General features: G+C 67.6%; 19 protein-coding genes. 6 read left to right on the top strand and 13 right to left on the bottom strand.

The window, feature by feature from the left end; genetic code table 11:
- Window positions 1–127: 127 nt before the first annotated feature.
- Genes PI990_RS21775 through nudC form a run of 3 tightly spaced genes read left to right on the top strand, consistent with a single transcriptional unit; the run spans window position 128 to window position 3,492 of the window.
- Complete coding sequence (locus PI990_RS21775; protein ID WP_021221791.1) at window positions 128–940, top strand: crotonase/enoyl-CoA hydratase family protein; 813 nt, start codon at window positions 128–130, stop codon at window positions 938–940.
- Window positions 941–979: 39 nt separating this feature from the next.
- Entirely contained in the window at window positions 980–2,659 is a 1,680-nt protein-coding gene (locus PI990_RS21770; protein WP_021221790.1) for a hypothetical protein, read from the top strand.
- Window positions 2,659–3,492: an NAD(+) diphosphatase gene (gene nudC, locus PI990_RS21765; protein ID WP_043243317.1), complete on the top strand. Its 834-nt coding sequence runs from the start codon at window positions 2,659–2,661 to the stop codon at window positions 3,490–3,492. Before PI990_RS21770 ends, nudC begins: the two co-directional genes overlap by 1 nt.
- Here nudC and PI990_RS21760 read toward each other — a convergent pair.
- Window positions 3,469–4,245, bottom strand: a complete 777-nt coding sequence (locus tag PI990_RS21760) for a TSUP family transporter (protein WP_021221788.1) — start codon at window positions 4,243–4,245, stop codon at window positions 3,469–3,471. The genes nudC and PI990_RS21760 overlap by 24 nt on opposite strands.
- Before the next feature lie 99 nt (window positions 4,246–4,344).
- On the opposite strand from PI990_RS21760, the gene PI990_RS21755 reads away from it, so the two are divergent.
- A complete protein-coding gene (locus PI990_RS21755; RefSeq protein ID WP_021221787.1) occupies window positions 4,345–4,995 on the top strand; it encodes a hypothetical protein in 651 nt (216 codons plus the stop codon).
- Window positions 4,996–5,169: 174 nt separating this feature from the next.
- Here the strand turns inward: PI990_RS21755 and PI990_RS21750 are convergent, their stop codons facing one another.
- The 4 genes from PI990_RS21750 to PI990_RS21735 form a co-directional block, all read right to left on the bottom strand.
- Entirely contained in the window at window positions 5,170–5,937 is a 768-nt protein-coding gene (locus PI990_RS21750) for an SDR family oxidoreductase (protein ID WP_184488019.1), read from the bottom strand.
- A gap of 25 nt (window positions 5,938–5,962) precedes the next feature.
- Window positions 5,963–7,033 carry a phosphotransferase family protein gene (locus tag PI990_RS21745; protein WP_021221785.1) on the bottom strand — a complete coding sequence of 357 codons (1,071 nt, stop codon included), beginning with the start codon at window positions 7,031–7,033 and terminating at the stop codon, window positions 5,963–5,965.
- A gap of 207 nt (window positions 7,034–7,240) precedes the next feature.
- On the bottom strand, window positions 7,241–7,555 hold the full coding sequence (locus PI990_RS21740) for an SCP2 sterol-binding domain-containing protein (protein ID WP_021221784.1): 315 nt from the start codon (window positions 7,553–7,555) through the stop codon (window positions 7,241–7,243).
- 60 nt (window positions 7,556–7,615) lie between these two features.
- Window positions 7,616–8,326, bottom strand: coding sequence for a histidine phosphatase family protein (locus PI990_RS21735; protein ID WP_271658451.1), 711 nt, complete (start codon window positions 8,324–8,326; stop codon window positions 7,616–7,618).
- A gap of 209 nt (window positions 8,327–8,535) precedes the next feature.
- Between PI990_RS21735 and sohB the strand changes: the two genes are divergently transcribed.
- On the top strand, window positions 8,536–9,561 hold the full coding sequence (gene sohB, locus PI990_RS21730) for a protease SohB (protein WP_271658450.1): 1,026 nt from the start codon (window positions 8,536–8,538) through the stop codon (window positions 9,559–9,561).
- A 44-nt stretch (window positions 9,562–9,605) separates the two neighbouring features.
- Here sohB and PI990_RS21725 read toward each other — a convergent pair whose 3' ends face one another.
- Window positions 9,606–10,043 (bottom strand): hotdog fold domain-containing protein, encoded by a 438-nt coding sequence (locus PI990_RS21725; protein WP_021221781.1) that lies wholly within the window; start codon window positions 10,041–10,043, stop codon window positions 9,606–9,608.
- Between the two features lie 109 nt (window positions 10,044–10,152).
- On the opposite strand from PI990_RS21725, the gene PI990_RS21720 reads away from it, so the two are divergent.
- The gene (locus PI990_RS21720) at window positions 10,153–10,731 is read left to right on the top strand and encodes a TetR/AcrR family transcriptional regulator (protein WP_021221780.1); all 579 of its coding nucleotides are present in this window, start codon (window positions 10,153–10,155) and stop codon (window positions 10,729–10,731) included.
- A 684-nt stretch (window positions 10,732–11,415) separates the two neighbouring features.
- On the opposite strand, the gene PI990_RS21715 is transcribed toward PI990_RS21720, so the two are convergent.
- The 7 genes from PI990_RS21715 to PI990_RS21685 all read right to left on the bottom strand — a co-directional run bounded on the left by PI990_RS21715 (window position 11,416) and on the right by PI990_RS21685 (window position 24,183).
- Window positions 11,416–11,916, bottom strand: coding sequence for a DUF934 domain-containing protein (locus PI990_RS21715; RefSeq protein WP_271658449.1), 501 nt, complete (start codon window positions 11,914–11,916; stop codon window positions 11,416–11,418).
- Window positions 11,900–13,558, bottom strand: a complete 1,659-nt coding sequence (locus PI990_RS21710) for a nitrite/sulfite reductase (protein ID WP_271658448.1) — start codon at window positions 13,556–13,558, stop codon at window positions 11,900–11,902. Before PI990_RS21710 ends, PI990_RS21715 begins: the two co-directional genes overlap by 17 nt.
- 225 nt (window positions 13,559–13,783) lie before the next feature.
- Complete coding sequence (locus tag PI990_RS21705; protein ID WP_271658447.1) at window positions 13,784–15,799, bottom strand: SWIM zinc finger family protein; 2,016 nt, start codon at window positions 15,797–15,799, stop codon at window positions 13,784–13,786.
- On the bottom strand, window positions 15,796–16,920 hold the full coding sequence (locus PI990_RS21700; protein WP_021221776.1) for a VWA domain-containing protein: 1,125 nt from the start codon (window positions 16,918–16,920) through the stop codon (window positions 15,796–15,798). Before PI990_RS21700 ends, PI990_RS21705 begins: the two co-directional genes overlap by 4 nt.
- Window positions 16,913–19,381 carry a DUF5682 family protein gene (locus PI990_RS21695; protein ID WP_271658446.1) on the bottom strand — a complete coding sequence of 823 codons (2,469 nt, stop codon included), beginning with the start codon at window positions 19,379–19,381 and terminating at the stop codon, window positions 16,913–16,915. Before PI990_RS21695 ends, PI990_RS21700 begins: the two co-directional genes overlap by 8 nt.
- Before the next feature lie 3 nt (window positions 19,382–19,384).
- Window positions 19,385–20,482, bottom strand: coding sequence for an AAA family ATPase (locus PI990_RS21690; protein WP_021221774.1), 1,098 nt, complete (start codon window positions 20,480–20,482; stop codon window positions 19,385–19,387).
- Complete coding sequence (locus PI990_RS21685; protein WP_271658445.1) at window positions 20,476–24,183, bottom strand: DUF4132 domain-containing protein; 3,708 nt, start codon at window positions 24,181–24,183, stop codon at window positions 20,476–20,478. The genes PI990_RS21690 and PI990_RS21685 overlap by 7 nt, the downstream gene beginning before the upstream one ends.
- Window positions 24,184–24,477: the final 294 nt, after the last annotated feature.

The following is a 24,477-nucleotide window of genomic DNA, read 5'->3' as shown; positions in this document are numbered from 1 at the left end:
CTGCCATGGCGTGTCCTGCATCACAGAGGCCGTCTTCGACTTTTCACCCGCGCTTGTTATAGTTGCGGGGTTTATTCCCCAAGAATTTTCACGCATGCCAGCAGCAGAACTGGCGAGGATCGCGACGGTGTCCGACTACAAAGCTTTTCGTGTAGAGCTGACAGACAAGATTGCCCATGTCGAGATCAATCGCCCCGAAAAGATCAACGCGATGAACGCCGATTTCTGGACGGAAATCATCGATATCTTCCGTTGGATCGACGAAACCGATGAAGTCCGCGTGGTGGTGCTGTCCGGTGCCGGCAAGCACTTCTCCTCGGGCATCGACCTCATGCTGCTGGCGTCGGTCGGCACCCAGCTGGGCAAGGACGTGGGCCGCAACGCCCAGACCCTGCGCCGCAAGATCCTCGAGCTGCAGGCCTCGTTCAATGCCGTGGACAACTGCAGCAAGCCGGTGCTCGCCGCCATCCAGGGCTACTGCCTGGGTGGCGCCATCGACCTGATCTCCGCCTGCGACATGCGTTACGCCACCCCCGATGCGCAGTTCTCCATCAAGGAGATCGACATCGGCATGGCCGCTGACGTCGGCACCCTGCAACGCCTGCCGCGCATCATCGGCGACGGCATGATGCGTGAGCTGGCCTTCACCGGTCGCACCATCGATGGCGAGGAAGCCCGTGCCATCGGCCTGGTCAACCGCACCTACGCCGACCGCGATGCGCTGCTGGAAGGCGTCTTCGCCCTGGCGCGCGAGATCGCCGCCAAGTCGCCGGTCGCCGTGCGCGGTACCAAGGAAATGATTCGCTACATGCGCGACCACCGCGTGGACGATGGCCTGGAATACATCGCCACCTGGAACGCAGCGATGCTGCAGTCCGCCGACCTGCGTGTGGCCATGGCCGCCCATATGAACAAACAGAAGCCGGAATTCGCCGACTGATGCTGTACGAGAACTCCGCGCGGGAGGCGCGCTAGACGCATGGTCACTGGAGCCACTTCCCTGAGCCTGGTGCGCGACGAGCTGTTCGCCACTATCGAACAGGCCGAACAGAGCCTCGAGCAGTTCATCGTCGAACGCGAGAACGGCAGCCTGCTGCAACAGGCTGTGGAAAGCCTGCAGCAGGTGCGCGGCACCCTCAACCTCATCGAACTCACCGGCGCCGAGCTGCTGGCCCAGGAAGTCCTGGACCAGGCGACCGACATCCCGGCCGGGGCCGGTGAAGAGCGCGACAGCCAGCTGGCCGCGCTCGCCAATGCGCTTTACGTGCTGCGCCGCTATCTGGAAAACGTCGACGCCCACCGCCAGGAAATGCCCGAGCTGTTGCTGCCGGCGATCAACGACCTGCGCCAGGCCGCCAACCAGCCGGCCCTGCCGGAGAGCTTCTTCTTCAGCGTGCGCCTGGACCAGGCGCGTGTGCCTGCTGCCGCCAACCTCCCCGAGACCGGCGCCCAGGACCTCCTGGCTCGTCGCTTGCGGCAGATGTACCAGGTGGGCCTGCTCGGCTTCATCCGTGAACAGAACCCCCAGGCCAGCCTCAAGCTGATGGGCCGCGCCCTCGGTCGCCTCGACAGCCTCTACGCCATCGACCCACGTGCGCGCCTGTGCTGGATCGGCGCCGCCGCCGTGGAAGCGGTGCTGGACGGCCAGCTGCTGCCGCGCAAGGCTCGAAAGCAGCTGTTCTCGCGCATCGACCGCGAGCTCAAGCAACTGCTCGCCAATGAGCTCTACGAAGCGCCGCGCAACCTGCAAAAGGAACTGCTCTACCTCGTTGCCCTGGCCGATAGCCAGGGGCCGCGTGCCAGTGAGCTGCGTAGCGTCTTCGGCATGACCGCGCTGCCCTTCACCGACCACCTGCTGGAAGAGGAATACCAGCGTCTGGCCGGCCCGGGCCAGGCCGTGATGCGCTCCCTGTCCTCGGCCATCCGCGAGGAGCTGGCCAGCGTCAAGGACGTGCTCGACCTGATCGAACGCGGCACCGCCCAGGTGGAAAGCTTCGGCAGCCTGCACGCCCTGCTGGGCAAGCTGGCCAAGACCCTCGGCATGGTCGGCCAGACTTCCGCCGCCAACGCCCTGCATGCGCAGCTGCCGGTGGTCGCTGGCTGGAGCGAGCAATCGCCGGCCGCCCCCGAATCCCTGCACAAGCTGGCCGATGCCGTGCTCTATGTCGAAAGCATGGTGGCCGACCTCGAGCGTGGCGAGCGTCGCGAGAACCGCCAGGCGGCGGCCCAGGCGATGACCGAATCGGAGTCCTTCGCCCAGCACCAACTGACCGAAGCGCGCATCGTGGTCATCGACGAAGCCCAGGCCGGCCTGGCCATGGCCAAGCGCGCCATCACCGCGTACCTCGAATCCAATGGCGACAAGCTGCACCTGGCCAACGTGCCCCTGACCCTGCAAGCCGTGCGTGGCGGCCTCTGGTTCCTCGGCCAGGAGCGCGCGGCGTTGCTGGTAGGCGCCTGTGGCGACTTCATCCAGAAAGACATGATCGAAGCGCCGCAGATGCCCTCCGAGCAACTGCTGGAAACCCTGGCCGACGCCCTCACCAGCCTCGAGTACTACCTCGAAGGCGGCGGCGTGCTGCGCCCCGATGCCCAGCCGAGCGTGCTCGACCTGGCCGCTGAAAGCGTCCGCGCACTGGGCCTGTCGGTGGCGGCCTGATGGCCACCGAACGCTGGCAGCCCAGCCTGCTCGATGCCAGCCGCGCCGGTGGCTGGGCCCTGGCCCACTGCCGCCAGCAGTTCCTCGCCGACGGCAATGGCGTGCTGTTCCCCCGGGAATGGTTGAAGCGCCAGGACCTGCCGATCCTTTCCGAACACGGCATCGGCCACTTCGATGGCGATGAAATCTACCTGCTGGAACTGGCGAGCACCGCCGATGTGCCCGGCAGCGCCTGGGTCGGTTTGCGCCAATTGATGATGCAGGGCGACCCGGACACCTTCCGCATGCTCGGCTTCGCCACCCAGATCGGCACCTGGGCCGACCAGCAGCGCTTCTGCGGCAGCTGTGGCGCGCGCATGCGCCAGGTCGCCGGTGAGCGGGCCATGCACTGCGAAAGCTGCGGCGTGCACCATTACCCGCGCCTGTCGCCGAGCATGATCGTGCTGGTGACCCGCGGTGACGAGTTGCTGCTGGCGCGCTCGCCGCGCTTCGTCAGCGGCGTCTACAGCACCCTGGCCGGTTTCGTCGAGCCGGGCGAGTCGGTGGAGCAGTGCGTGGCGCGTGAAGTGCGCGAGGAAGTCGGCGTGGAAATCGCCATGCCGCAGTACATCGCCAGCCAGAACTGGCCCTTCCCCCATTCGCTGATGCTCGGCTTCCACGCCGAATACGTCAGCGGCGATATCGTCCCGCAGCCGGGCGAGATCGAAGACGCCCAGTGGTTCTCCATCCACGACCTGCCGCCGCTGCCGGCGAGCAAGTCCATCGCGCGCTACCTGATCGACCTCTACCTGGCGCGCCGCCTGGGTCACTCAGAACCAGTGCTGCCAGGCTAGCCGCGCGGTCAGCGCCAACACCACGCAGATGAACACCGGGCGGATGAACTTCGCCCCGCCGCTGATGGCCGTGCGCGCGCCGAGGAAGGCGCCCGCCATCAGCGCGATGCCCATGCAGATGCCCAGTAGCCAGGCCACCTGGCCACCCACCACGAAAACCGCAAGGGCGACGCCGTTGCTGACGAAGTTCATCGTCCGCGCCACACCGCTGGCACGCACCAGGTCGAGGGGGTACATCAGCAGGCTGCTGACGGTCCAGAAGGCGCCGGTGCCGGGGCCGGCGACGCCATCGTAGAAGCCCAGGCCCAATCCCTGGGGCCATTGGCGGCCACGGGGAATGGGCGCGTCGACGGCGTGCTGGGCGTCCGGCACCTTGCCGAACAGCAGGTACAGGCCGCAGCCGAACACCACGGCGGGAAGCATCTGGTTCAGCCAGTGGGCCGGCAGCCAGTGGGCGATCACCGCGCCTATGGCCGCGCCCAGGGCGGTGGCGATCAGCGCGCTGCGCCACTTGGCCGGCTCGAACAGCTTGCGTCGGTAGAAGGTATAGCTGGCGGTGGCCGAGCCGAAGGTGGCGCACAGCTTGTTGGTGCCCAGTACCAGGTGCGGCGGCAGCCCGGCGGTGAGCAGGGCGGGGATGGTCAGCAGGCCGCCACCGCCGGCGATGGCGTCGATGAAACCGGCGAGGAACGCGACCGCCGCCAGCACCAGAAGGGTGACGGGGTCGACGGCGAAGTCGAGAGGGAAGGGCATAAATGCTCGATCTGTGTCCGATTGCGCAGCGCGGCAACTGGTCGCTGCGCCGGGAGGTCCGCATAATGCCGGCTATTTTGCACAGAAGGAAAGGGTTCCATGCAGTATGACGGCCTGGCCTGGGGCATCGCCCTGCTGGCTCTGCTTGCCGCGGTTGTGGCCGCGCGCATCCTCTTCGATCGCAGCTGGTTCCTCGGTTGGTTGCGCGGCACCCTCGGCCTGGGCTTCCTCGCCCTGGCGCTGCTGGTGGGCACCGTGGCCTGGGACCTGACCCGCTACGAGCCCCTGCACCCCGACAAGCCCATCGTCACCCTCAACTTCAAGGCCCTGGGCCCGCAGCGCTACGAAGTGACCCTGCTCGAAGGCGGTAACGAGCGCACGGTGTTGCTGGATGGCGACCTGTGGCAGCTGGATGCGCGGATCTTCCGCCTCAAGGGCCTGGCCGAGCTGATCGGCCTGCAGCCGGGCTACCGCCTGGAGAAGCTCTCCGGGCGCTTCCTCGCCATCGAGGAACAGCAGCTGGCCCAGCACGCCGAAGCCGAACTGGCCGCCAGCCCCTATGGCATCGACCTGTGGCGCTGGCTGCGGCTCAACCAGCGCGACCTGTTCCTGTTCGACCCCCAGGCGCAGCGGGTGACCTACCTGCCCATGGCCGACGGCGCGGTCTACTCCGTCAGCCTCTCGCCCACCGGTTTGCTGGCCCAGCCACTCAACCCGGTCGCCACCCAGGCGCTCAAGGACTGGCGCTGATCGCGTAGGTTGGCGCCGAGCGCAGCCAGGCCCAGCGTGCATGGGTCGGCTTCGCTGCGTTGGGCTTCGTGCCTCAGCCCAACCTGCAGGTTGCCCAGAGCCCCATAAGGGCGGCCGGATGCGGAAAAGAAAAAGGGAGCCATTCAGGCTCCCTTTTTCATGGGCGGGGTTTTCTCAGGAGAGGAAGCCGCCGTCCACGTTCAGCGCCACGCCGGTGGTGTAGCTGGAGGCGTCGCTGGCGAGGTAGAGCACGGTGCCGGCCATTTCACTCGGGTCAGCCACGCGCTTCAGCGGGATGCGCTGCAGGGCGACGTTGAGGATGGCGTCGTTCTTGGTCAGGGCCGAGGCGAACTTGGTGTCGGTCAGGCCCGGCAGCAGGGCGTTGCAGCGGATGCCGAACTGCGCGCATTCCTTGGCGAAGACCTTGGTCATGCTGATCACGGCAGCCTTGGTCACCGAGTAGATGCCCTGGAACTCGCCCGGGGAAACGCCGTTGATGGAGGCGACGTTGATGATGCTGCCACCACCGTTCTGCTTCATCAGCTTGCCGCCTTCGATGGACATGAAGTAGTAGCCGCGGATGTTCACGTCGACGGTCTTCTGGAAGGCCGACAGGTCGGTGTCCAGCACGTTGCAGAACTGCGGGTTGGTGGCGGCGTTGTTGACCAGGATGTCGAGGCGGCCGAATTGCTCGCGGATCTGCGCGAAGACGCTCTGGATCTGCTCCATCTCGCCGATGTGGCAGGCGATGGCGGTGGCCTTGCCACCCTCGGCGACGATGGCGTCGGCGACGGCCTGGCAGCCGTCGATCTTGCGGCTGGAGACGATCACGTGGGCGCCCTGCTGGGCCAGCAGCTTGGCGATGGCCTCGCCGATGCCACGGCTGGCGCCGGATACGAAGGCGATCTTGCCGTCGAGGTCGAACAGGTGGGTCTTGGACATGGGGTTCCCCTTGTTGTGAGCCGTGTTACAGCCGTGATTTGCCGATGACCTGCAGGCTCATCTGCTCCAGCAACTTGTTCATGTGGATGAACTGTGCGAAGCGCTTGTCCTGGGTCTGGCCGTGGAAGAAGCGGTAGTAGATCTGCTGCACGATGCCGGCCAGGCGGAACAGGCCGTAGGTGTAGTAGAAGTCGAGGTTGGTGATCGGCGGCAGGCCGGCGCGCTCGGCGTAGTAGTCGGCGAACTCCTGGCGGCTCAGCATGCCCGGCAGGTGGCTGGGCTGGCGGCGCATCAGTTGCACCGGCGCCGGGTCGGCGGCTTCGATCCAGTAGGCGAGGGTGTTGCCCAGGTCCATCAGCGGGTCGCCGATGGTGGTCAGCTCCCAGTCGAGCACGCCGATGATGTTCATCGGGTTGGCCGGGTCGAGGATCACGTTGTCGAAGCGGTAGTCGTTGTGCACGATCGCCGGCTTGTGGTGGTCGGCGGGCATCTTCTCGCGCAGCCAGGCCTTGACCGGCTCCCAGGTGGGGGCGTCGGGGGTCAGGGCTTTCTCGTAGCGGTCGCTCCAGCCGGAGATCTGGCGCTGCACATAGCCTTCCGGCTTGCCCAGGTCACCCAGGCCGCAGGCGTTGTAGTCGACGTTGTGCAGCTCGACGAACTTGTCGATGAAGCTCTTGCACAGCGCGCGGGTCTTGGCTTCGTCGAGGCCCAGCTCGGCCGGCACGTCGGCCCGCAGGATCACGCCCTTGACCCGGTCCATCACGTAGAACTCGGCACCGATCACCGACTCGTCGGTGCAGTGCACATAGGCTTTCGGGCAGTAGGGGAAGCCGTCGTTGAGCTGGTTGAGGATGCGGAACTCGCGGCCCATGTCATGGGCGGACTTGGCCTTGTGGCCGAAGGGCGGGCGACGCAGGACGAACTCGCGCTCCGGGTATTCCAGCAGGTAGGTCAGGTTCGAGGCACCCCCGGGAAACTGGCTGATGCGCGGCGTACCGGTCAGGCCGGGGATGTTGGCCTTGAGGTAAGGATCGATGGCCGCGGCGTCGAGCTCTTCGCCTTCGCGGATGCGGGTGGACTGATCAGTAAGCGTCATGCTTATCCCTTCTACTTATGATGAGGGCCCGAGACTATTCGCTAATCTAATGCCGCCCGGATGGCGTCACAAGGGCGAAGGGCCGTTATAGGCAGGCGTGTTGCAGCACAATCAAACTGCCTGATTAGCCCGGATTCACCTGCGCCGGGCGAAAAAAAACCGGAGCCCTGGGACTCCGGTTTTCTCTGTTCCTGGTCAGCTCGAAGCTTAGACCGGGAAGAGCTCGCCGAGCTTCATGGCGAGCATCATGTCGCCTTCGGCGCGCAGTTTGCCGCCCATGAAGGCCTGCATGCCGTCGGTTTCGCCGGTCATGATGCCAACCAGGGTTTCGGTGGACATGATCAGGGTGACGTTCGGGTTCGGGGCATCACCTTGCTGTACGTCGCAGGTGCCGTCCTTGACGACCAGGTAGTGGTTGTCGCCATCTTCGATGTTGAACTGGAATACCAGGTCCAGGCCAGCGGCGGCACCGGCGTTGAACTTGGACTGCATGTTTTTGACGATGTCAGCAACTGTGGTCATGGCTCTTTCCTTTATTTTCAGGTTTTTCTAGCGCCCCTTCTGGGGCGCAGTGGGCCGTGCTCATCGATAGGTGATGAGCTCCGGCGCCTTCAACAGTTCCAGATGCACATGACTGTTGAAGGAAGCTAGCGCCACTTCGCTGCCGCGGAACTTCAGGCGTGAGAGCGAAGTATTGACGATCTGCCAGTTGAGTTCGAATGCGCGGTCCGCCGGCACGCCGGCCACATAGTGGAGCAGGGCGGTGATGGTACCGCCGGAGGTGAAGACCGCGATGTTCTGTTTGCTTTCGGCGTGTTGCAGCACCCGCTCCAGCCCGCCCGCGACCTGGTCGTGGAAGGCTTGCCAGCTCTGCAGTTCAGCGTTGTCGTAGTCGCCGGCCACCCAGCGCAGCACCAGCTTGGAGAACAGGCGCTGGAACTCTGCGCGGTTCTGCGGGGCGTTGCGCATGATGTGCAGGGCTTCGGGCTCCTGCTCCAGCAGGCTGGGCAGCAGCGCGCGGATCACGGCGTCCGCATCGAATTCGTTGAAGGCCGGGTCGGTGTCCACGGCGGGGGCGTCCAGGCCGGCGGCGCGGAAGCGCGACAGGGCGGCTTCGGCGGTGTGCTGCTGGCGTTGCAGGCTGCCCGCGACGCAACGATCGAGGCGCAGGCCGAGGCTCGCGAGGTGATCGCCCAGTACTTCGGCCTGGCGAACTCCGACGCTGGAAAGCACGTCGTAGTTATCGGCGCCGAATGAAGCCTGGCCATGTCGGATCAGGTAGATGCTGCCCACGTACGCTGCCGTCCCGGGACGTTGAAAGTTTCGCGAGGTTATGAGGAAGCTCCGGGGCTGTCAACGAAAAAACATACGCTTGTTTGAATGCATTCCCGCTATTTATTAAGGGGTTTTTCCGTCGCTGGTGGATGACCGGCGCGGGCGGGTATGCTTGGCCGGTTTCGCGCCTGCCAGAGCGGGCGCCAGTCGATCCCAAAGGGGGTGTTGTGGAGTTCTTAGCCGATTACGCGAGCTTTCTCGTCAAGACGATAACGCTGGTGGTGGCCATCCTGGTCGTCCTGGTGGCGGTGGCCGCAGTGCGCGGGCGGGGACGGCGCGCCGGTGGCGGCCAGTTGGTGGTGACCAAGCTCAACGACTTCTATAAAGGCCTGCGCGAGCGCCTGGAGCATTCGCTGCTGGACAAGGACCGCATCAAGGCCCTGCGCAAGGACGAGGCCAAGGCCGCCAAGGCGGCGAAGAAGGCCGGCGAGCAGAAGCCCCGGGTCTTCGTCCTCGACTTCGACGGCGACATCAAGGCCTCGGCCGCCGAGCAGATGCGCCACGAGATCACCGCATTGCTGACCCTGGCCACCCCGGCCGACGAGGTGGTGCTGCGCCTGGAAAGCGGCGGCGGCATGGTCCACAGCTACGGCCTGGCCTCCTCGCAGCTGGCGCGTATCCGCCAGGCGGGCATCCCGCTGACCGTGTGCGTCGACAAGGTCGCCGCCAGCGGCGGCTACATGATGGCCTGCATCGGCGACAAGGTGCTCTCCGCGCCCTTCGCCATCCTCGGTTCCATCGGCGTGGTGGCGCAGCTGCCCAACGTGCACCGCCTGCTGAAGAAGCATGACGTCGACTTCGAGGTGCTCACCGCTGGCGAGTACAAGCGCACCCTCACCGTGTTCGGCGAGAACACCGAGAAGGGCCGGGAGAAGTTCCAGGAAGACCTGGAGACCACCCACGACCTGTTCAAGAACTTCGTCGCCCGCTACCGCCCACAACTGGCCATCGATGAAGTGGCCACCGGCGAGGTCTGGCTGGGCATGGCCGCGCTGGACAAGCAACTGGTGGACGCGCTGAAGACCAGCGACGAATACCTCGGCGAGCGTGCCCGCGAGGCCGACCTGTTCCTGCTCAACTTCGTCGAGAAGAAGAGCCTGCAGGAGCGCTTCGGCCTGGCCGCCAGCGCGGCCGTCGACCGGGTGCTGCTGAATTGGTGGGGTCGCCTCAGCCAACAGCGCTTCTGGCAGTGAATGAATGAAAGAAAGAGGCCCGGAGCGATCCGGGCCTCTGTGTTTCAAGCCTTGCTCAGGTACATGGTGATCTCGGCGCGCAGTACGGCGGTGTCGCCGACATAGGCCATCACCGGCACCTTGATGTCGCCCAGGACGGACCAGTCCACCGCGCTGCCATCGGCCACCGCGCGCACGTCGCCGCTGGCCTTGGCCAGGTACTCCACCGTCATGCCACGGGGAATCCAGCGGGTGCCGGCGGGGATGGAGGCATCGGTCATGGTGCCGGCCACCAGCTCGGCGGCGTTGCACAGGGCGATGGCGTGCACGGTGCCGATGTGGTTGAGCACCTCGCGGCGCTTGGGAAAGGTGATCTCGGCGTAGCCGGCACGCAATTCGACGAACTGCGGGGCGATGCTGGCGAAGTAGGGGGCGACCTGGCCGATCATGGCGCTGAACTGCGCCGCACCGGCCTGCTGGAACATCTGCAACATCTGGCTCATGGGTTCCGATTCTCTCGTGAGTGGATTGAAGATGAGCGCGCGCCGCAGCAGTATATGAAAATTAGAAAAGAATTCTAGAATTATATTCTAGTCATGCATCGGGAGTTCCATGGCTCGTTCCTCGCGCAAAGACGACATCCTCCAGGCCGCCCTCCAGTGCTTCACCGAGGAAGGCGTGGACGCCACCACCATCGAGATGATCCGTGATCGCTCCGGCGCCAGCATCGGCAGCCTCTACCACCACTTCGGCAACAAGGAACGGATCATCGGCGCGCTCTACCTGGCCGGGGTCGGCCAATACGCCGAGCTGTTGCAGACAGGCTTCGCCAAGGCCGCCGATGCCGAGGCCTGTGTGAAGCTGCTGGTGACGGCGTATATCGACTGGGTGGTGGCCAACCCCGACTGGGCGCGCTTCGTCCTGCACAGCCGCTCGCGGGTGGAAGCCGGCGAGGTGGGCGAGCAACTGCGCGAGGCCAACCGCGAGCACCATGCACGCATCCTCGCGGCGCTGCAGGCCCACCGCGAAGCCGGCGCGCTGCGCGCCCTGCCCGAGGACTGCTTCGCCTCGGTGGTGATCGGCCCCACCCACGACTTCGCCCGCAACTGGCTGGCCGGCCGCACCCGCAGCAGCCTCGCCGACTGCCGTGACCTGCTGGCCCAGGTGGCCTGGGAAAGCGTGCGGGCATGAAGCGGTGATCGGCAGATTGGGTTGAGGTCGAAGCAGACACGATCCACGCACCGTTGGGCCTCGCTGCGCTCGGCGCCAACCTACGAAACCGCACCCAATTCGAACCACGATGCCGACCGGTGCGTAGGGTGGATGGCGCTCCTTTCATCCACCAGGCGGTGCCTGGCCTGGCACATGATCCGCCCCATGAAACGGCGTGCGTCCTGGGCTGAAGCCCGGGCTACGTCGGTGCCAGCAGACCCGATCCGCGCATCTTTGGGCCTCGCTGCGCTCGGCGCCAACCTACAAAACCGCACCCAATTCGAGCTGCGATGCCGACCGGTACGTAGGGTGGATGGCGCTCTTTTCATCCACCAGGCGGTGCTGCAGGGAGGCGCGGAGTCAAGGCAGTCCTGCGGCCTGCTTGGCGACTGAAGTCGCCCCTACAGGCTGTGTTTGGCCTGTAGGTCGGGTGCGAGCCGGCGTTTGCGGTGATGGGTTTCGCTACGCTCTACCCATCCTACGGCGCCGATCCAACCCACGGTGTTGACCGATGGGTGGATGACGCTCTTTTCATCCACCAGGCGATGCCTGGCCTGGCACATGGTCACGCCCCATTCCCCGGGCTGAAGCCCGGGCTACGTTGGCAGGTTCATGCCCAATAAAAAGCCCCGCATATGCGGGGCTTTTTCATGGCTGCGCGGCTCAGGCCGAGCGGCGACGGAACAGCGGCAGGGGCTGGTCGCTGGAGGCCTGGTAGACCTCGGAGTAGTCCTCGAAGGCCTTGAGGGCGTCGTAGGGGTCCTTGTCCGCGCGCAGGGCGAAGGCGTCGAAGCCGCAACGCTTGAGGGCGAACAGCTGGTCGCGCAGCACGTCGCCGATGGCGCGCACTTCACCCTTGTAGCCATAGCGCTCGCGCAGCAGGTAGGCGGTGGAGGAGTGGCGACCGTCGGTGAAGGCCGGGAAGTTCAGGGCGATGACCTTGAAGTTGTCCAGCTGGTCGGCGATCTCTTCGATTTCCTCGTCGGCATCGAGCCACACGCCGAGGCCGCCGTCGCGGGCCTTGAGCGCATGGGCATGATCGCGCCACAGGGCCAGCGGCACGATCAGGTCGTCGCAGTTGGACAGGCCGTCGAGGGTCGCGTCCTTGTCCAGCAGGTGCCAGGTTTCGTCGATGACCTGGTTGTTCTTAATTATTCGCTGCATATACGCGCTCCTTGAAGGGGTCGATGCCGATGCGGCGATAGGTATCGAGGAAGAGTTCTTCTTCGGTGCGCTTCTCCACGTAGACGTCGATGATCTTCTCGATCACGTCGGGCATGGCTTCCTGGGCGAAGGATGGGCCGAGGATCTGCGCCAGGCTGGCTTCGCGGCCGGCGCTGCCACCGAGGGAGACCTGGTAGAACTCCTGGCCCTTCTTGTCCACGCCGAGGATGCCGATATGGCCCACGTGGTGGTGGCCGCAGGCGTTCATGCAGCCGGAGATGTTCAGGTCCAGGTTGCCGATGTCGAACAGGTAGTCCAGGTCATCGAAGCGGCGCTGGATGGCTTCGGCCACCGGGATCGACTTGGCGTTGGCCAGGGAGCAGAAGTCGCCACCCGGACAGCAGATGATGTCGGTCAGCAGGCCCACGTTCGGCGTGGCGAAGCCCTGCTCGCGCAGCTCGCCCCAGAGGGTGAACAGCTGGGCCTGCTCGACGTCGGCGAGGATGATGTTCTGGTTGTGGCTGTTGCGCACTTCACCGAAGGCGTAGCGGTCGGCCAGGTCGGCGATGGCGTCCAGCTGCTTGTCAGTGACGTCGCCCGGGGCGACGCCGGTGGGCTTCAGCGACAGGGTCACGGCGGCGTAGCCCGGCTTCTTGTGGGCCACCACGTTGCGCTGGCGCCAGCGGGCGAAGCCCGGGTGCTCGGCGTCGAGCTGGGCGAGGGCGGCGGCCTGGTCGTCCAGGGCCTTGTAGGCCGGATCGACGAAGTGCTTGGACACGCGCTCGACTTCGGCTTCGGTCAGGGTGGTCGGGCCATCCTTCAGGTGCGCCCATTCGGCTTCCACGCGCTCGGCGAAGACTTCCGGGGTCAGCGCCTTGACCAGGATCTTGATGCGCGCCTTGTACTTGTTATCGCGACGGCCATAGCGGTTGTACACACGCAGGATGGCGTCGAGGTAGCTCAGCAGGTGCTGCCAGGGCAGGAATTCGTTGATGAAGCTGCCCACGATCGGGGTACGGCCCAGGCCGCCGCCGACGGAGACGCGGAAGCCCAGCTCGCCGGCTTCGTTCTTCACCGCTTCCAGGCCGATGTCATGCACTTCGATGGCTGCGCGGTCGCTCACGGCGCCATTGACGGCGATCTTGAACTTGCGCGGCAGGTGCGAAAACTCGGGGTGGAAGGTGGACCACTGACGGATGATCTCGCACCAGGGGCGCGGGTCCACCAGCTCGTCATGGGCGACGCCGGCGAACTGATCGGTGGTGGTGTTGCGGATGCAGTTGCCGCTGGTCTGGATGGCGTGCATCTGCACGGTGGCCAGCTCGGCGAGGATCTCCGGCACGTCCTCCAGCTCCGGCCAGTTGAACTGCACGTTCTGGCGGGTGCTGATGTGGGCGTAGCCCTTGTCGTAGTCGCGAGCGATCTGCGCCAGCTTGCGGACCTGGGTGGAGGAGAGCAGGCCGTAAGGCACGGCTACGCGCAGCATCGGCGCGAAGCGCTGGATATACAGGCCATTCTGCAGGCGCAGGGGACGGAACTCCTCGCCTGAGAGCTCGCCGGCCAGGTAGCGGCGGGTCTGATCGCGGAACTGCTTGACGCGGTCCTCGACGATCCGTTGATCGTACTCGTCGTATACGTACATGAAATGTCCTGTTGTCAGGCTGCTTACAGCTTTTCTGCGCGCACGGCCGCGCACTCCTGTCGGAGCCGGGGGAAGATACCAGCTCAGGTTTATGCGCAAAAGTGATGTTTGAGTATATGCAAAGAACTGGAATGCATAAGTGCGTGGCCAAGCATAACCACGCCCACCCCAACGGGCACTAAGGCGAGAATGGTTCTCGACTGGTGGAATGCACCGCCGTCGGCCCTACCCCAGGGCCAGCAGTCGGCTCATCAGGTGGCTGCTGGCCAGCAGCGCCTGCGGAGGCAGTTCGGTGGGCTCGCGCAGCTGCCGCAGGTGCTGGGCGAGCAGCTCGACGCCGGCGGCGCTGGCCAGCACTTCCTGCTGCTGCAGCACCTCGCGCTGGTGCCGCGAGAGCTGCTGGCGCCCGCAACTGGCCAGGGACTCCAGCACGTCCAGGGCCGGTTCCACCAGGCGCGCGGCCAGGCCAGGCGCTTCCTGGGCGGCGGCAACGGGGCGCTGGCGGTCGAGCAGGCGCTGGATGCGCTCGAACAGGCGGCGGTTGAGGCTCAGGCCGCCACGGATCACCGATTCGAAATCCAGCGACAGGCAGCGCAGCTCGCCGCTGTCGGCGATCAGCAGCGCCAGCGGCTCCAGGGTCCGGCGCCGGCCATCCAGGCTCGGCCGCACCAGCACCGCGCGGATGTCGTCACGGGCCTTCTGCGCCCGCTCCAGGTTGTCCAGGCGTTCGCGCCGCTCCGCCGTGCACGGCAGCTCCAGGGTGATGGCCTCGCCCTGGTCGTCCTCCAGCGTCCAGCACAGCACCTGGCGCACTTCATCGAGCACCGCCTCCTGGCAACGGGCCGGGCGCAGCAGCAGGCTGGTGGGGGCTTCCGCGCTGAGGGCGGCGCTGTCTTCGAGCTGTTCGCGCAACAGGCTCCAGCGGGCGATACCGATCTCGGCCAGGCGTGCATCCGCTGCGGGCCAACGGGGCTGGGCCTGGCTGCGACTGTCGCCGTGGGCGGCCAGGCGGCCGTCATCGGCCTGGCGCGGTGCCGTCAGGCACAGGGGCGCCTGGCACAGCTGCTGCGGGGTGGATTTCCACAGCGCCTGCTGGGCCCACACCGCTTCACGGCGGAAGCCCGGGTCACTGTTATCCGGACGGGCCAGGCTGGCTTCCAGCACGTCGCCGGCCTGCAGGTCCCAGAAGGCCAGGGTCAGGCCACGGGCGCCGCCGGGGGTGGTCCACCAGTGGGCGCCCAGGGGCAGCAGGTCGAGCTGGGCGCCGGCCTGGTAGTCGCGGCGCAGGCGCCCGCGCAGGGCGGGCAGGTGTTCGGCGCCGGCACGTTGCAGGGCGCTGGCCAGGGCGTGCACCTGGGCCATCTGCACCAGGGCTTCGCGCTCGCTGATGTGGTCATCGCGGTTGGCCAGGCGGTTGATCTGCCCGCCCAGGGTGCGCAACTGGGCGGCGAGGCGCGGCAGGCCTTCGGTGCGGGCGGACAGGTTGAGCATGCGCAGCTGTACGGCGCTGGCCTGGCTGGCGTGGGACAGCCCCTGGCGCAGCAGCTCCTGCAGCAGGTGCTGGACGCTGACGAGCAATTCCTGCTCCGGTGCGTTCAGTTGCAGCGGGTCGGCCGGCGCCGGCTCGCTGTCCGCCGGCCAGGCCCAGGGCTGCCCCTGTGCCTGGAACAGCAGCGCCAGCGCGGCGAGGTGCAGGGCCTTGCGTTCGCTTTCGCGGGTTTCCGAGAGCATGCCGTCGAAGCCGCCGCCGGCCAGGTAGGTGACCTCGCAGGCCAGCGTCGGCAGGTGGATGGCCAGGCGTCGGCCGTGGCTCTGGTGCTGCGCCTCGACCAGCTCGCCGAGCCATTGGCGGGCCTTGCGCGTGGCGGCCTTGCCGGCTTGCTTCTGCAGCTGTTGCGGGTCCTGGGCCAGGGCGTCGCGCAGCGCCAGGTCGGCGTCCTCTTCAGTCGCTGCCTCACCGGCGGCATCGGCGGGTTGTTCGCGCAGCCAGATGACGGCCGCGAGGATGTGCTTGCAGCAGCCGTTGGCGGGGCAGGTGCAGCGCGCGGCATCGACGCCGCTGCCGTCCAGGCGCACCTGCTGGCCGTCGGCTTCCACCAGGCCGCCCTGGTCGTCGTTCTCCAGCCAGCGCAGCTTGCCGGCCTCCACGTCCTTGGTGGCGCGGCGCAGCAGGCCGGCGTTGGCCAGCACCTCCAGCGCGGCATCGTCGTAGCTGCGGTAGCGCTGCTGCCAGGCACTCATTGCATCACCTCGGCCAGCCACTGGGCGAAATGCTCCGGGGTCAGCGCGGCGATCTGCATGCCGCGGTCGGCGAGGCGCTGCCCCATGGCCGGGTCGTAGACCGGCTGGGCGCCGTCATCCAGGGCGGCGAGGCCGAGCAGCCTGACCCGCGCTTCGTTGAGGCGCGCCACGCAGGAAAGCAGCGGGCCCACGGCGGCGCCTTCCTCGAAGTCGCTGATCAGCGTGAGCACCGTGCGTTGCGGGTTCTCCACCAGTTGCTCGCAGTAGCGCATGGCCTTGCCGATGTCGGTGCCGCCGCCCAGTTGCACGGTGAGCAGCACCTCCACCGGGTCGTGGGCCAGGTGGCTGAGGTCCACCACCTGGGTGTCGAACAGCACCAGGCGCACGCGCACGCTGGGCAGGCTGGCGAGGATGCTGGCGCAGATGGCGCTGTACATCACCGAGTCGAGCATCGAGGCGCTCTGGTCGACGCAGAGGATGATGTCCCAGGGCAACTGTCGGCGGACGCGGGCGTTGAAGCGTGGCGATTCGATCAGCAGGCGTTTGCGCTGCGGGTCGTAGTGCTTGAGGTTGGCGGCGATGGTGGCGCGCCAATCGAAGTTCTGTGCGTTCTTCACCAGCGATCGGCGGAAGCGGTTGCGCCGTCCGTGCAGGGCGTTGGTGAACCGGTTGCGCAGGCGCTGGAGGATTTCCTCCACCACCCGGGTGATCAGCTGGCGCACGGCATCGCGGGTGTCCGCACTCAGGCGGCCGCGCACGCCGAGCAGGGCCTTGGCCAGCGCCGGGCTGGGTTCGAGGGTGGCCAGGCTGTTCGGGTCGGTGAGCAGGGCGCTGATCTCATAGCGCTCGATGGCCTGCACCTGCAGGCGCTCGAAGGTGGAGCGGGGGAACAGCGTGCGCGCCTGCTCCAGCCAGTTCAGTGCGGTCAGCTGGCTGTCGTCCAGCGAGCCGCCGCGCCCGCCCTGGACGTGGCCGCGACGCTGGTATTCGCGGTTGTAGAGGTAGTCGAGGGTCTTCTCCAGGCGCGCGTCGGCGGCGTCGAACTTCGCTTCGTGCAGTGCGCGGTCGGCGTAGCGGCCGAGGATCAGGCGCCAGCGGCGGGCGGCTTCCAGGTCACTCATGGTGGGTCTCCTGGGCCCAGGCCAGCAGCCCGTCGCGCTCCAGCGAGCGCTTGAGCGCCAGCTGCAGGGCGGCGCCGGCGAGCAGGTCGTGGCTGTCGAGTTCGTGGTGGGCGCTGTCGAGGGCGGCCCCGGCGACGCCGTTGAGCCCGGCCAGGTGATCGGCCAGGCGCCCGGTTTCGCGGGGCTTGAGGCGGGTGAAGGCGAGGCGCAGGTCCGGCAGGTGGCGGACGAAGGTGGCCTCGTCCCAGTTGGCCACCAGGGCGTTGAGCCCCAGGGCCAGGTCGTCCACCCGCAGGATCAGCTCCGGCGCGGCCTGCAGCAGCCCGGTCAGGTAGCGCACCGCGCCTTCGCTGTCGGCACCGGGGCCGAAGCGCCGTTGCAGGGCCGCGGCCAGGTGTTCCTCGCTGCTGCGCCCATCGATGAAACGCAGCGCGTCGAGGGCACCGGCGATGCCGGCGGGGGCCACGACTTGCAGGCGGTCGAGGGTTTCGTGCAGCGGTGTCTCCTGGTGGGCCAGGCCGGCCTGGCTGCTGCCCAGGTGGAGGAATTCGCGCAGGCCGAGCAGGGCGTCGATGGCGGCGCCTTCACGGTCGGCGTCGCAGTCGGCGAGGCCCGGCAGCAGGAACAGGGTGGCGGGGAGGATGCGCTGCAGCAGCGTCGGCAGTTGCGGGTAGCCGTCCAGGCCCAGCAGCTCGCGGCCGCGCCACAGCTGCAGCAGGCGCTGGCCACAGGTCACCACCGAGGCCAGCTCGGGGTCTTCCTCCAGGTGTTCGGCCAGGCGCTCGAACAGGCGTGGCAGCTGTTCGCCGAGGCCGATGGAACCGGCCCGGGCCAGCAGTTGCACTGCGCGGCTGGCGCTGCGGCCCTGGCCGCTGGTCTGCAAGGCCTGCTCTTCATCCAGCAGGCGGCGGACCGCGACTTCGCGCAGGCTGCTGCCCAGTTCGGAGCGCTCGATCAGGCGCGCCTCGACCAGCGGCGACCAGGCGTATTCCCATTCCTCGAAGAGCAGATCCAGGCCGGTGCCGTTGACGAAGTCCGGGCCGCCTAGGTGGCGGGCGAAGCCGCTGTCCAGGTAGGCCATCAGGTGCAGGAAGCGGCCCCGGGCGCGGTGCCGGGGCTTGCGGTAGAGGTCCAGCCGGGCGCGGCGGGCCAGGCTGTCGCTGAGGTCGAGGCGGTGGCCCAGGGCCAGACGCCGGGCTTCCTCCACCAGCGGCGGGGCCAGGCTGGAGGGCGGGACATCGCCCAGGCGGTTGCCACCCAGCTGGTTCTTCACCGCTGCGAGGAAGGCGGCCTGGCCGTTGTCCAGGCTGCCTTTGACGAAGCAGGAGTGAATGGCGTCGAGCAGGTCGTAGCGCCCCGGCCCCGGGTGTTCACGCAGGGCGGCCAGGCCGGCGGCCTGTTGCGCGGCCTGGCTGACGCTGGCGAAGGACAGGGCATCGGCCAGCTGCCGTTCGCGGGTTTCGGCGGCGATGGCACTGAGGATGCGGGCGGCGATGCGTTGGCGCGCCAGCCCGTCTGCCGGGTCTTCCAGCAACGCCTCCCAGACCCGCTGGTGGTAGGCCGGCGAGGGCATGCCCGAGGCATAGCCGTTGAGGGCATCGAGGCGGTCGAAGCTGTAGCGGATCAGCCAGGCCTGACTGTCGCCGCTGGCGGTGGGTGTGGCGGCGGGCGGGCTGTCGCTGGCAAGCGCCTCCACCAGGGCGAGGGTGTGGAAGCCGCCGGTGACCACCAGCAGGGGGCCGTCGCAGCGCGCGCGCCAGTCGCGGATGCAGGCGAGCATGTGGGCTTCGCGGGCCAGCGAGCCTTCGGCGGCGAGCACGTCGTCCTCGTAGTCGAGGCGGGCCATGGAGCACCAGGCGAAAGCGTCGCCGAACAGCGCGCGCCAGTCCCGCAGGGTGTCCGCGCCGCGCAGTTCGAACAGGTGCTCCCAGAGTTCGTCGTGGTCGCGGCAGTGGGCCTCGCGGGCCAGGGCGGCGATGTAGTCGCTGTGGGCCAGGTAGCGCTCGGCCATCAGGCTGCGGCTCTGTTCCGGGTCTTCCTCGGCGGCTTCCTGGCGGGCCCAGGGCAGGTCGATGAAGGCCAGTTGTGCGCCGAGGCGATGGCCTTCGCGCAGGGCCTGCCATTCCGGCGAGTAGTCACAGAATGGGAAGAACGCCGAGCGCGGCGGCGCATCGCCCGAAACGCCGTTGCGGTGCTGGGAGAGGATCGCCAGGGGCGGGCGGCTGCGCGGGTCGAGCAGGTCGGGGAGCAGGGCGTCGAAATCGGCCGGCCCCTCGATCAGCACCGCTGCCGGGCGCAGTTCGTCCAGTTGCGCGCGCAGGGCGAAGGCGCAGGCCGGGCTGTGGTGGCGCAGCGGCGCGAAATGCAGGCCGGCCTCAGCCAGCGCCTGGCGGTTGCGCTCGGCGGCCTGCAGCCGCGCGGGCAGGCGCGGGTCAGCGCCGGGGCTGTGTGCGGGCGGCATGGGTCAGTCCCACAGGCCCTTGCTGGCGTCGAAGAAGTGCTTCCAGCGGTCGTCGCGGCGGGCACGCTCGCGCACCACGCTGTCCAGGTAGTGGCGCAGGCGCTTGGCGTCGTCGCGGTTGTCCTTGAACACCACGCCCAGCAGCTGGCGCGCCAGCTCGGCCGGGGTCAGGCGGCCGTCGCCGAGGTAGCGGGCTTCCAGGGCGGCGGCATAGGCGACGCTGACCGCCTCGGCGGTGGACATGACCGCGTCCGGGGCCTTGATCGCGGTGCCTTCGCGGGTGGTGCCGCCACGCAGCTCCTGGAACACGGTGACCAGCAGGCCGATGACGTCGCGCTCGATCGTCACCTTGCCGGCTTCGTCGCCCAGCTCGCGGAGCAGCTGGCGCATCACCAGTTCCACCTCGAATTCGCTGTCGGCGATGGGGCGCACGGTCTCGAAGTTGAAGCGGCGCTTGAGGGCGGCGGACATCTCGTGCACGCCGCGGTCGCGCAGGTTGGCGGTGGCGATCAGGTTGAAGCCGGGGCGGGCGTGCAGCTGCCCGGCCTCGCCCAGCTCGGGGATCATCATCTGCTTTTCCGAGAGCAGGGAAATCAGTACGTCCTGGATTTCCGGCGGGCAGCGGGTGATCTCCTCGAAGCGCACCAGCTTGCCCTGGCTCATGCCCTGGTACAGCGGCGAGCCCACCAGGGCGCGCTGGGTCGGCCCTTCGGCCAGCAGCAGGGCGTAGTTCCAGGAGTACTTGATGTGGTCTTCGGTGGTACCGGCGGTGCCCTGGATGGTGAGCATCGAGTCACCGCTGATGGCGGCGGCGAGCAGCTCGGAGAGCATCGACTTGGCCGTGCCCGGCTCGCCCACCAGCATCAGGCCCTGGCGGCCGAGCAGGGTGACGATGGCGCGGTCCACCAGGGCGTCGTCGCCATAGAACTTGCGGCTGACGCCGAGCGCCTCGTCACCGAGGATGAAGCGCCGCACCGAGCGCGGCGAGCGCAGCCAGCCGGGCGGCAGGTCGGCGCCGGCCTGCTGGTCGGCCTGGGTCAGGCGTTGCAGTTCCTCGGCGAAATGCTGTTCCGAGGCCTGGCGGAGAACGGTGCTTACCATGGGGTCTTCTTCTCCCACTGGGGATCGAAGCCGACGCAGGCATCGGCGGCGGCGCGGTAGTCGGCGTAGGTTTCGGCCAGCAGCACCGGCGGGATATCGGCCAGCGGCAGGTTGTCGCCGCTGGACCAGCGGCGGCCGATCTTCTCGAAGGCGAGGCGGGTCAGCGCGGCGGGGACGTTCTCTTCCGGCAGGCAGTTGCCGGTGAAGCCGATGCTCACGCGCAGGCCCAGGCTGGTGAATTCCTTGAAGTAGTGGTCGAAGAAGCCGCCGTCCTCGGCAGCGGCGCGCTGGTAGCCGAGCTTGGTCAGCACGCCGCGCAGGGTGAAGGTGTCGCTGAGCCAGCCCAGGCGGTCGCCGATGCTGTTGTCGCTGGCCGGGGCAGCGGCGGCTTCGGGGGCGATCTCCGGCAGCTGGCGCGACATCTGCGCGAACAGCGGCTTGACCTTGTAGTCCTTGAAGTGGCGCACCCAGCCCTTGGCCGTTTCGCCATCCACCAGCGCGGCGTGGGCGAGGCGGATGCGGCTGTCGTCGGCCAGTTCCACTTCGTCGTCGTCGAGGTCGATCAGGCTGCCGTCCTCGGTGGGGCGGAACAGGCGGGTGGCACCGTCGGCACCGACTTCCGCCCAGACCAGGCGCTGCAGCAGGTGCCGCATGATCGGGTGCTGCTGCAGGTACTCGCGCCATTCGCCCACCGGCCACAGACGCGCGGCGCACATGGCTTCGTAGAGGCGCTGGCTCTGCAGGTCGATCACCTGCTTGAGTTCCTTCTTGCTGGTGGAGAACTGCGACTTGGCTTCCTTGATCAGCGCCGGGTCGTCGCTCTTGCGCGGTTCCGGCAGGGCTTTGACCACCTTGCCGTCGGGGTTGCACAGCTCCAGCTTGAGCGCGGCGTCCAGGCGCGCGGTGAACAGGCGCTCGCCGTAGTGCAGGGTGAGCACGCCGCTCTCGTCGAAGCCGGCGCTGGGGATGGTGCGGTCGGCCAGCTCGTCGGCGCTCCAGCCGTTGCGCTGGGCGATCTGCTCCACCAGCTCGCGGGCCCGGGTCTGTACCGAGGCGGTGCGGTGGCGGCGGGCGATGGACAGCAGCAGCTGGATGACCAGGGGTTCGTTGCTGTTGGCGGCGGCGCTGATCATGGCTTCGATCTGCGAGCGGCGCGGGTAGTGGTCGCGCATGTAGGCCTGGATCAGGCTCACCTGCTCGTGGGCGGTGGTGTGCCAGGTGAGGGCGAGGATGCCCTTGTCGGCAATGGCGCTGCCCAGGTAGTTGGCCAGGTGCTCGCGCTTCAGCGATTCGAAGGCCTGCTCCTGGGTGATGTCGGCGTATTCGGGGGAGTACTTCGCCCAGGCCTGGTAGTTCTGCATCTGCCGCGCGACGTTGGCCTGGGCGTAGGCGATGGCCTCTTCCAGGCTGGGGTTGCGGGTGTCCTGGGCGATGAAGCCCAGCAGCAGGCTCTTGCCCAGGGCGTTGCGGCTGGCGGGGGCCAGGCGCTCCAGGTAGAGGTTGAGCAGGCCGTTGCCGGCCGGCTCCTTGAGCTTGCAGGCGAGGATCACCCACCAGCGCAGGATGGCCGGCTCCACCGGCGTGCCGTCGAGCCACTGGCAGGCGGGCAGGTGGTCCAGGTCGAGCCAGGCGAGGCTGGCCGGCGGCTTGGCCTGCAGGCCTTTCTGCGCCTCGGCCAGCAGCACGTCCGGGGCCAGGTGGCCGGAGATGTCTTCGCCGAGGCTTTCCAGGGTGGTGAGCAGGGCGGCGCGGACGGTCTCGCGCTTTTCCTTGGCCAGGGCCGCCTTCAGCGCGGGAATCGCCGCGTGGTAGCCCAGGCGCTGCAGCCATTCGGCGGCCAGGGTGCGGATCTCCTGCTTGCTCGAGGCCAGGGCTTCCACGGCGCGGTCGCCGATGTCCGGCAGGGTCTCCAGCAGTTGCTGGGCCTCGGCGCGGTTGGTCTTACTGCTGCCCAGGGCCAGTTCGAGCAGCACGGGGACGAAGCGTGCCGGCAGGCTGGGGAACTGCTCCAGCAGGGTCAGCGTGGTGGCCACGCTGTAGCTGTAGCGGCCCGGAGCGGGGCGCAGGCCGAAGGCCTCTTCGATGAACTCGGGGTGCGCGGCGAAGAAGGGCCAGACGCGCTCCGGGGCGATCTGCCCGATGGGCGAGTTCCAGCCGAAGCAGATGTCCGCCGTGGCCCGCGCCGGGTCTTCATGGCCACTGCGTTGCAGGGCGTCTTCCAGGGTGCGCAGGTCCAGGCGCTGCAGGGCGTCGCCCTTGAGCCACTGGGCGACCTGGTACCAGTTGAAATGGCGGTTGGCCGGGGAGCGGAGGATGTGCAGCAGGTTGACGTCGGGGTTGGCGGCCAGGCGCCCCTTGTATTGCAGCACCAGGTCCATGCCGTTCGGGAACTTGCCGCGCGCCGCGCCGTTGAGGCGCTCCAGGGCGTTGCGCAGGTCCGACTCGCCCAGCGCCTGCAGCGACTTGTAGGTCTTCTGCTGCCAGTCCCACTTGCGCTTGTGTTCGAGGTTCTGGCGGACCTCCTCCTCGGCGGCGATGCGGCTTTCCTCCAGCAGCTCCACGAGGTTCTGGCGCAGCAGCTCCAGCACCGCATCGCCGAGCTGGACCTCGGCGCAGCGCTCGAAGTCGCTGGCCTCGGGCAGTTCCTCCTGCTGGGCGCGGGTCTGGCTGTCCAGGCGCGCCAGGGCATTGCTCAGGGCCTGCTGCACGGGCTTGGAGCTTTCCACCTCCAGGCGTGCCTGGAGCAGGGCGCGAGCCTCCTCGCCGCTGCGGGCGAGCATGTCGGCGGCCTGGGCGCGCTCGCTATTGGCGCCGGTTTCCAGCAGGTGCTGCAGGTGGATGAGCTTGACCTCCAGCGGCAGCGCCTCGACGTGCGGCGCGGCGGCGCTGCGCACGCTCTTGGCCGCGCTCACCGCCAGGCGTACCAGCACGTCGGCAAAGGCATCGGCCAGGGGGCGATGGTTACCGAGCAGCTCTACCAGGGTCAGGCAGCCGCCCGCCGACAATTGGCCGGGCAGGGCGCGGGTGCTCTCGGGGTGCTGCAGCAGGTAGTCGCTGGTGCCGGGGAGGGCGAGCAGGGTGGCGATTTCACGCCAGTGGTAATCGTTGAGGTCGCGACGGTCGAGGACCAGCAGCAGGGCGTCGTCCGCCGGCAGTTCGTCCACCGCCAGCAGGCGTGTCAGCAGGGCGAAGTTCCAGTGCTTGCGCATGTCCTCGCCGTGCTTGTTGCCGAGGTTCTTCACCGTGGTGTGCAGGGCATCCACCACCAGGTAGATGAACCAGTCGGGCACCTTGGCGGTGCGCACCAGGTTGGCGCCCTGACAGGCGGCCGCGAGCACCTTGCCGAAGCGGGCGAGGGCCAGCGGGTCGGTTTCCGGGGTGACTATATAGAGGCGGGCGCGGGCGTTGGCGGCGGCGTTGATGCGCTTCTTGTGCTTTTGCGCGTCGTTGCGCACGTTGCCCGAGGGGTGCCACCAGCCCATGGTGGCCGGCTGGTCGAGCAGCACCACGGCCTCTTCGCCGTTGAGCTTGCCCAGGTCGAGCAGCACCGTCTCGTCACGGCCGCTGAGCACGTAGCTGGCGGCGCGGGTCGCCAGGCCCGGGACGAGGATGTCGAGCACCTCGAGGCTTTCGGCGACATGCTTGGTGAAGGGGGTAGCGGGGGTGGAGAGGCCGATTTTTTCCAGCAACTTCTGCAACATGATGAACCTGTCCTTGGCGGTGCGATGGCCGATGGTAATTCATCCGAGCCGGGCGCGACCCCCGCTATCGCCTCGTCAATGCCTGTTTCTGCTGCCTGGCTCATGTTTTTCCGTTGCACGGGGTTACCGGGCGGGGGAGAGGGCTATCGCGTCGGCTTGAGAGGTTGCCGGTCCTGGTCTTAACTCGTGGGCGTAGCACCCATAACCACAACAAGGGGATGCCATGAACGATCACATCGAAAACTCCAGCTCGGACAGCGGCATTGATGCCGTCGCGATTTTCTGCCTCATCCT

The sequence above is a fragment of the Pseudomonas sp. TUM22785 genome, assembly GCF_028198105.1.
GTDB classification, from domain to species: domain Bacteria; phylum Pseudomonadota; class Gammaproteobacteria; order Pseudomonadales; family Pseudomonadaceae; genus Metapseudomonas; species Metapseudomonas solani.
Note: the sequence above shows the minus strand (reverse complement) of the source record. Positions and strands in the feature narration are given on the sequence as shown.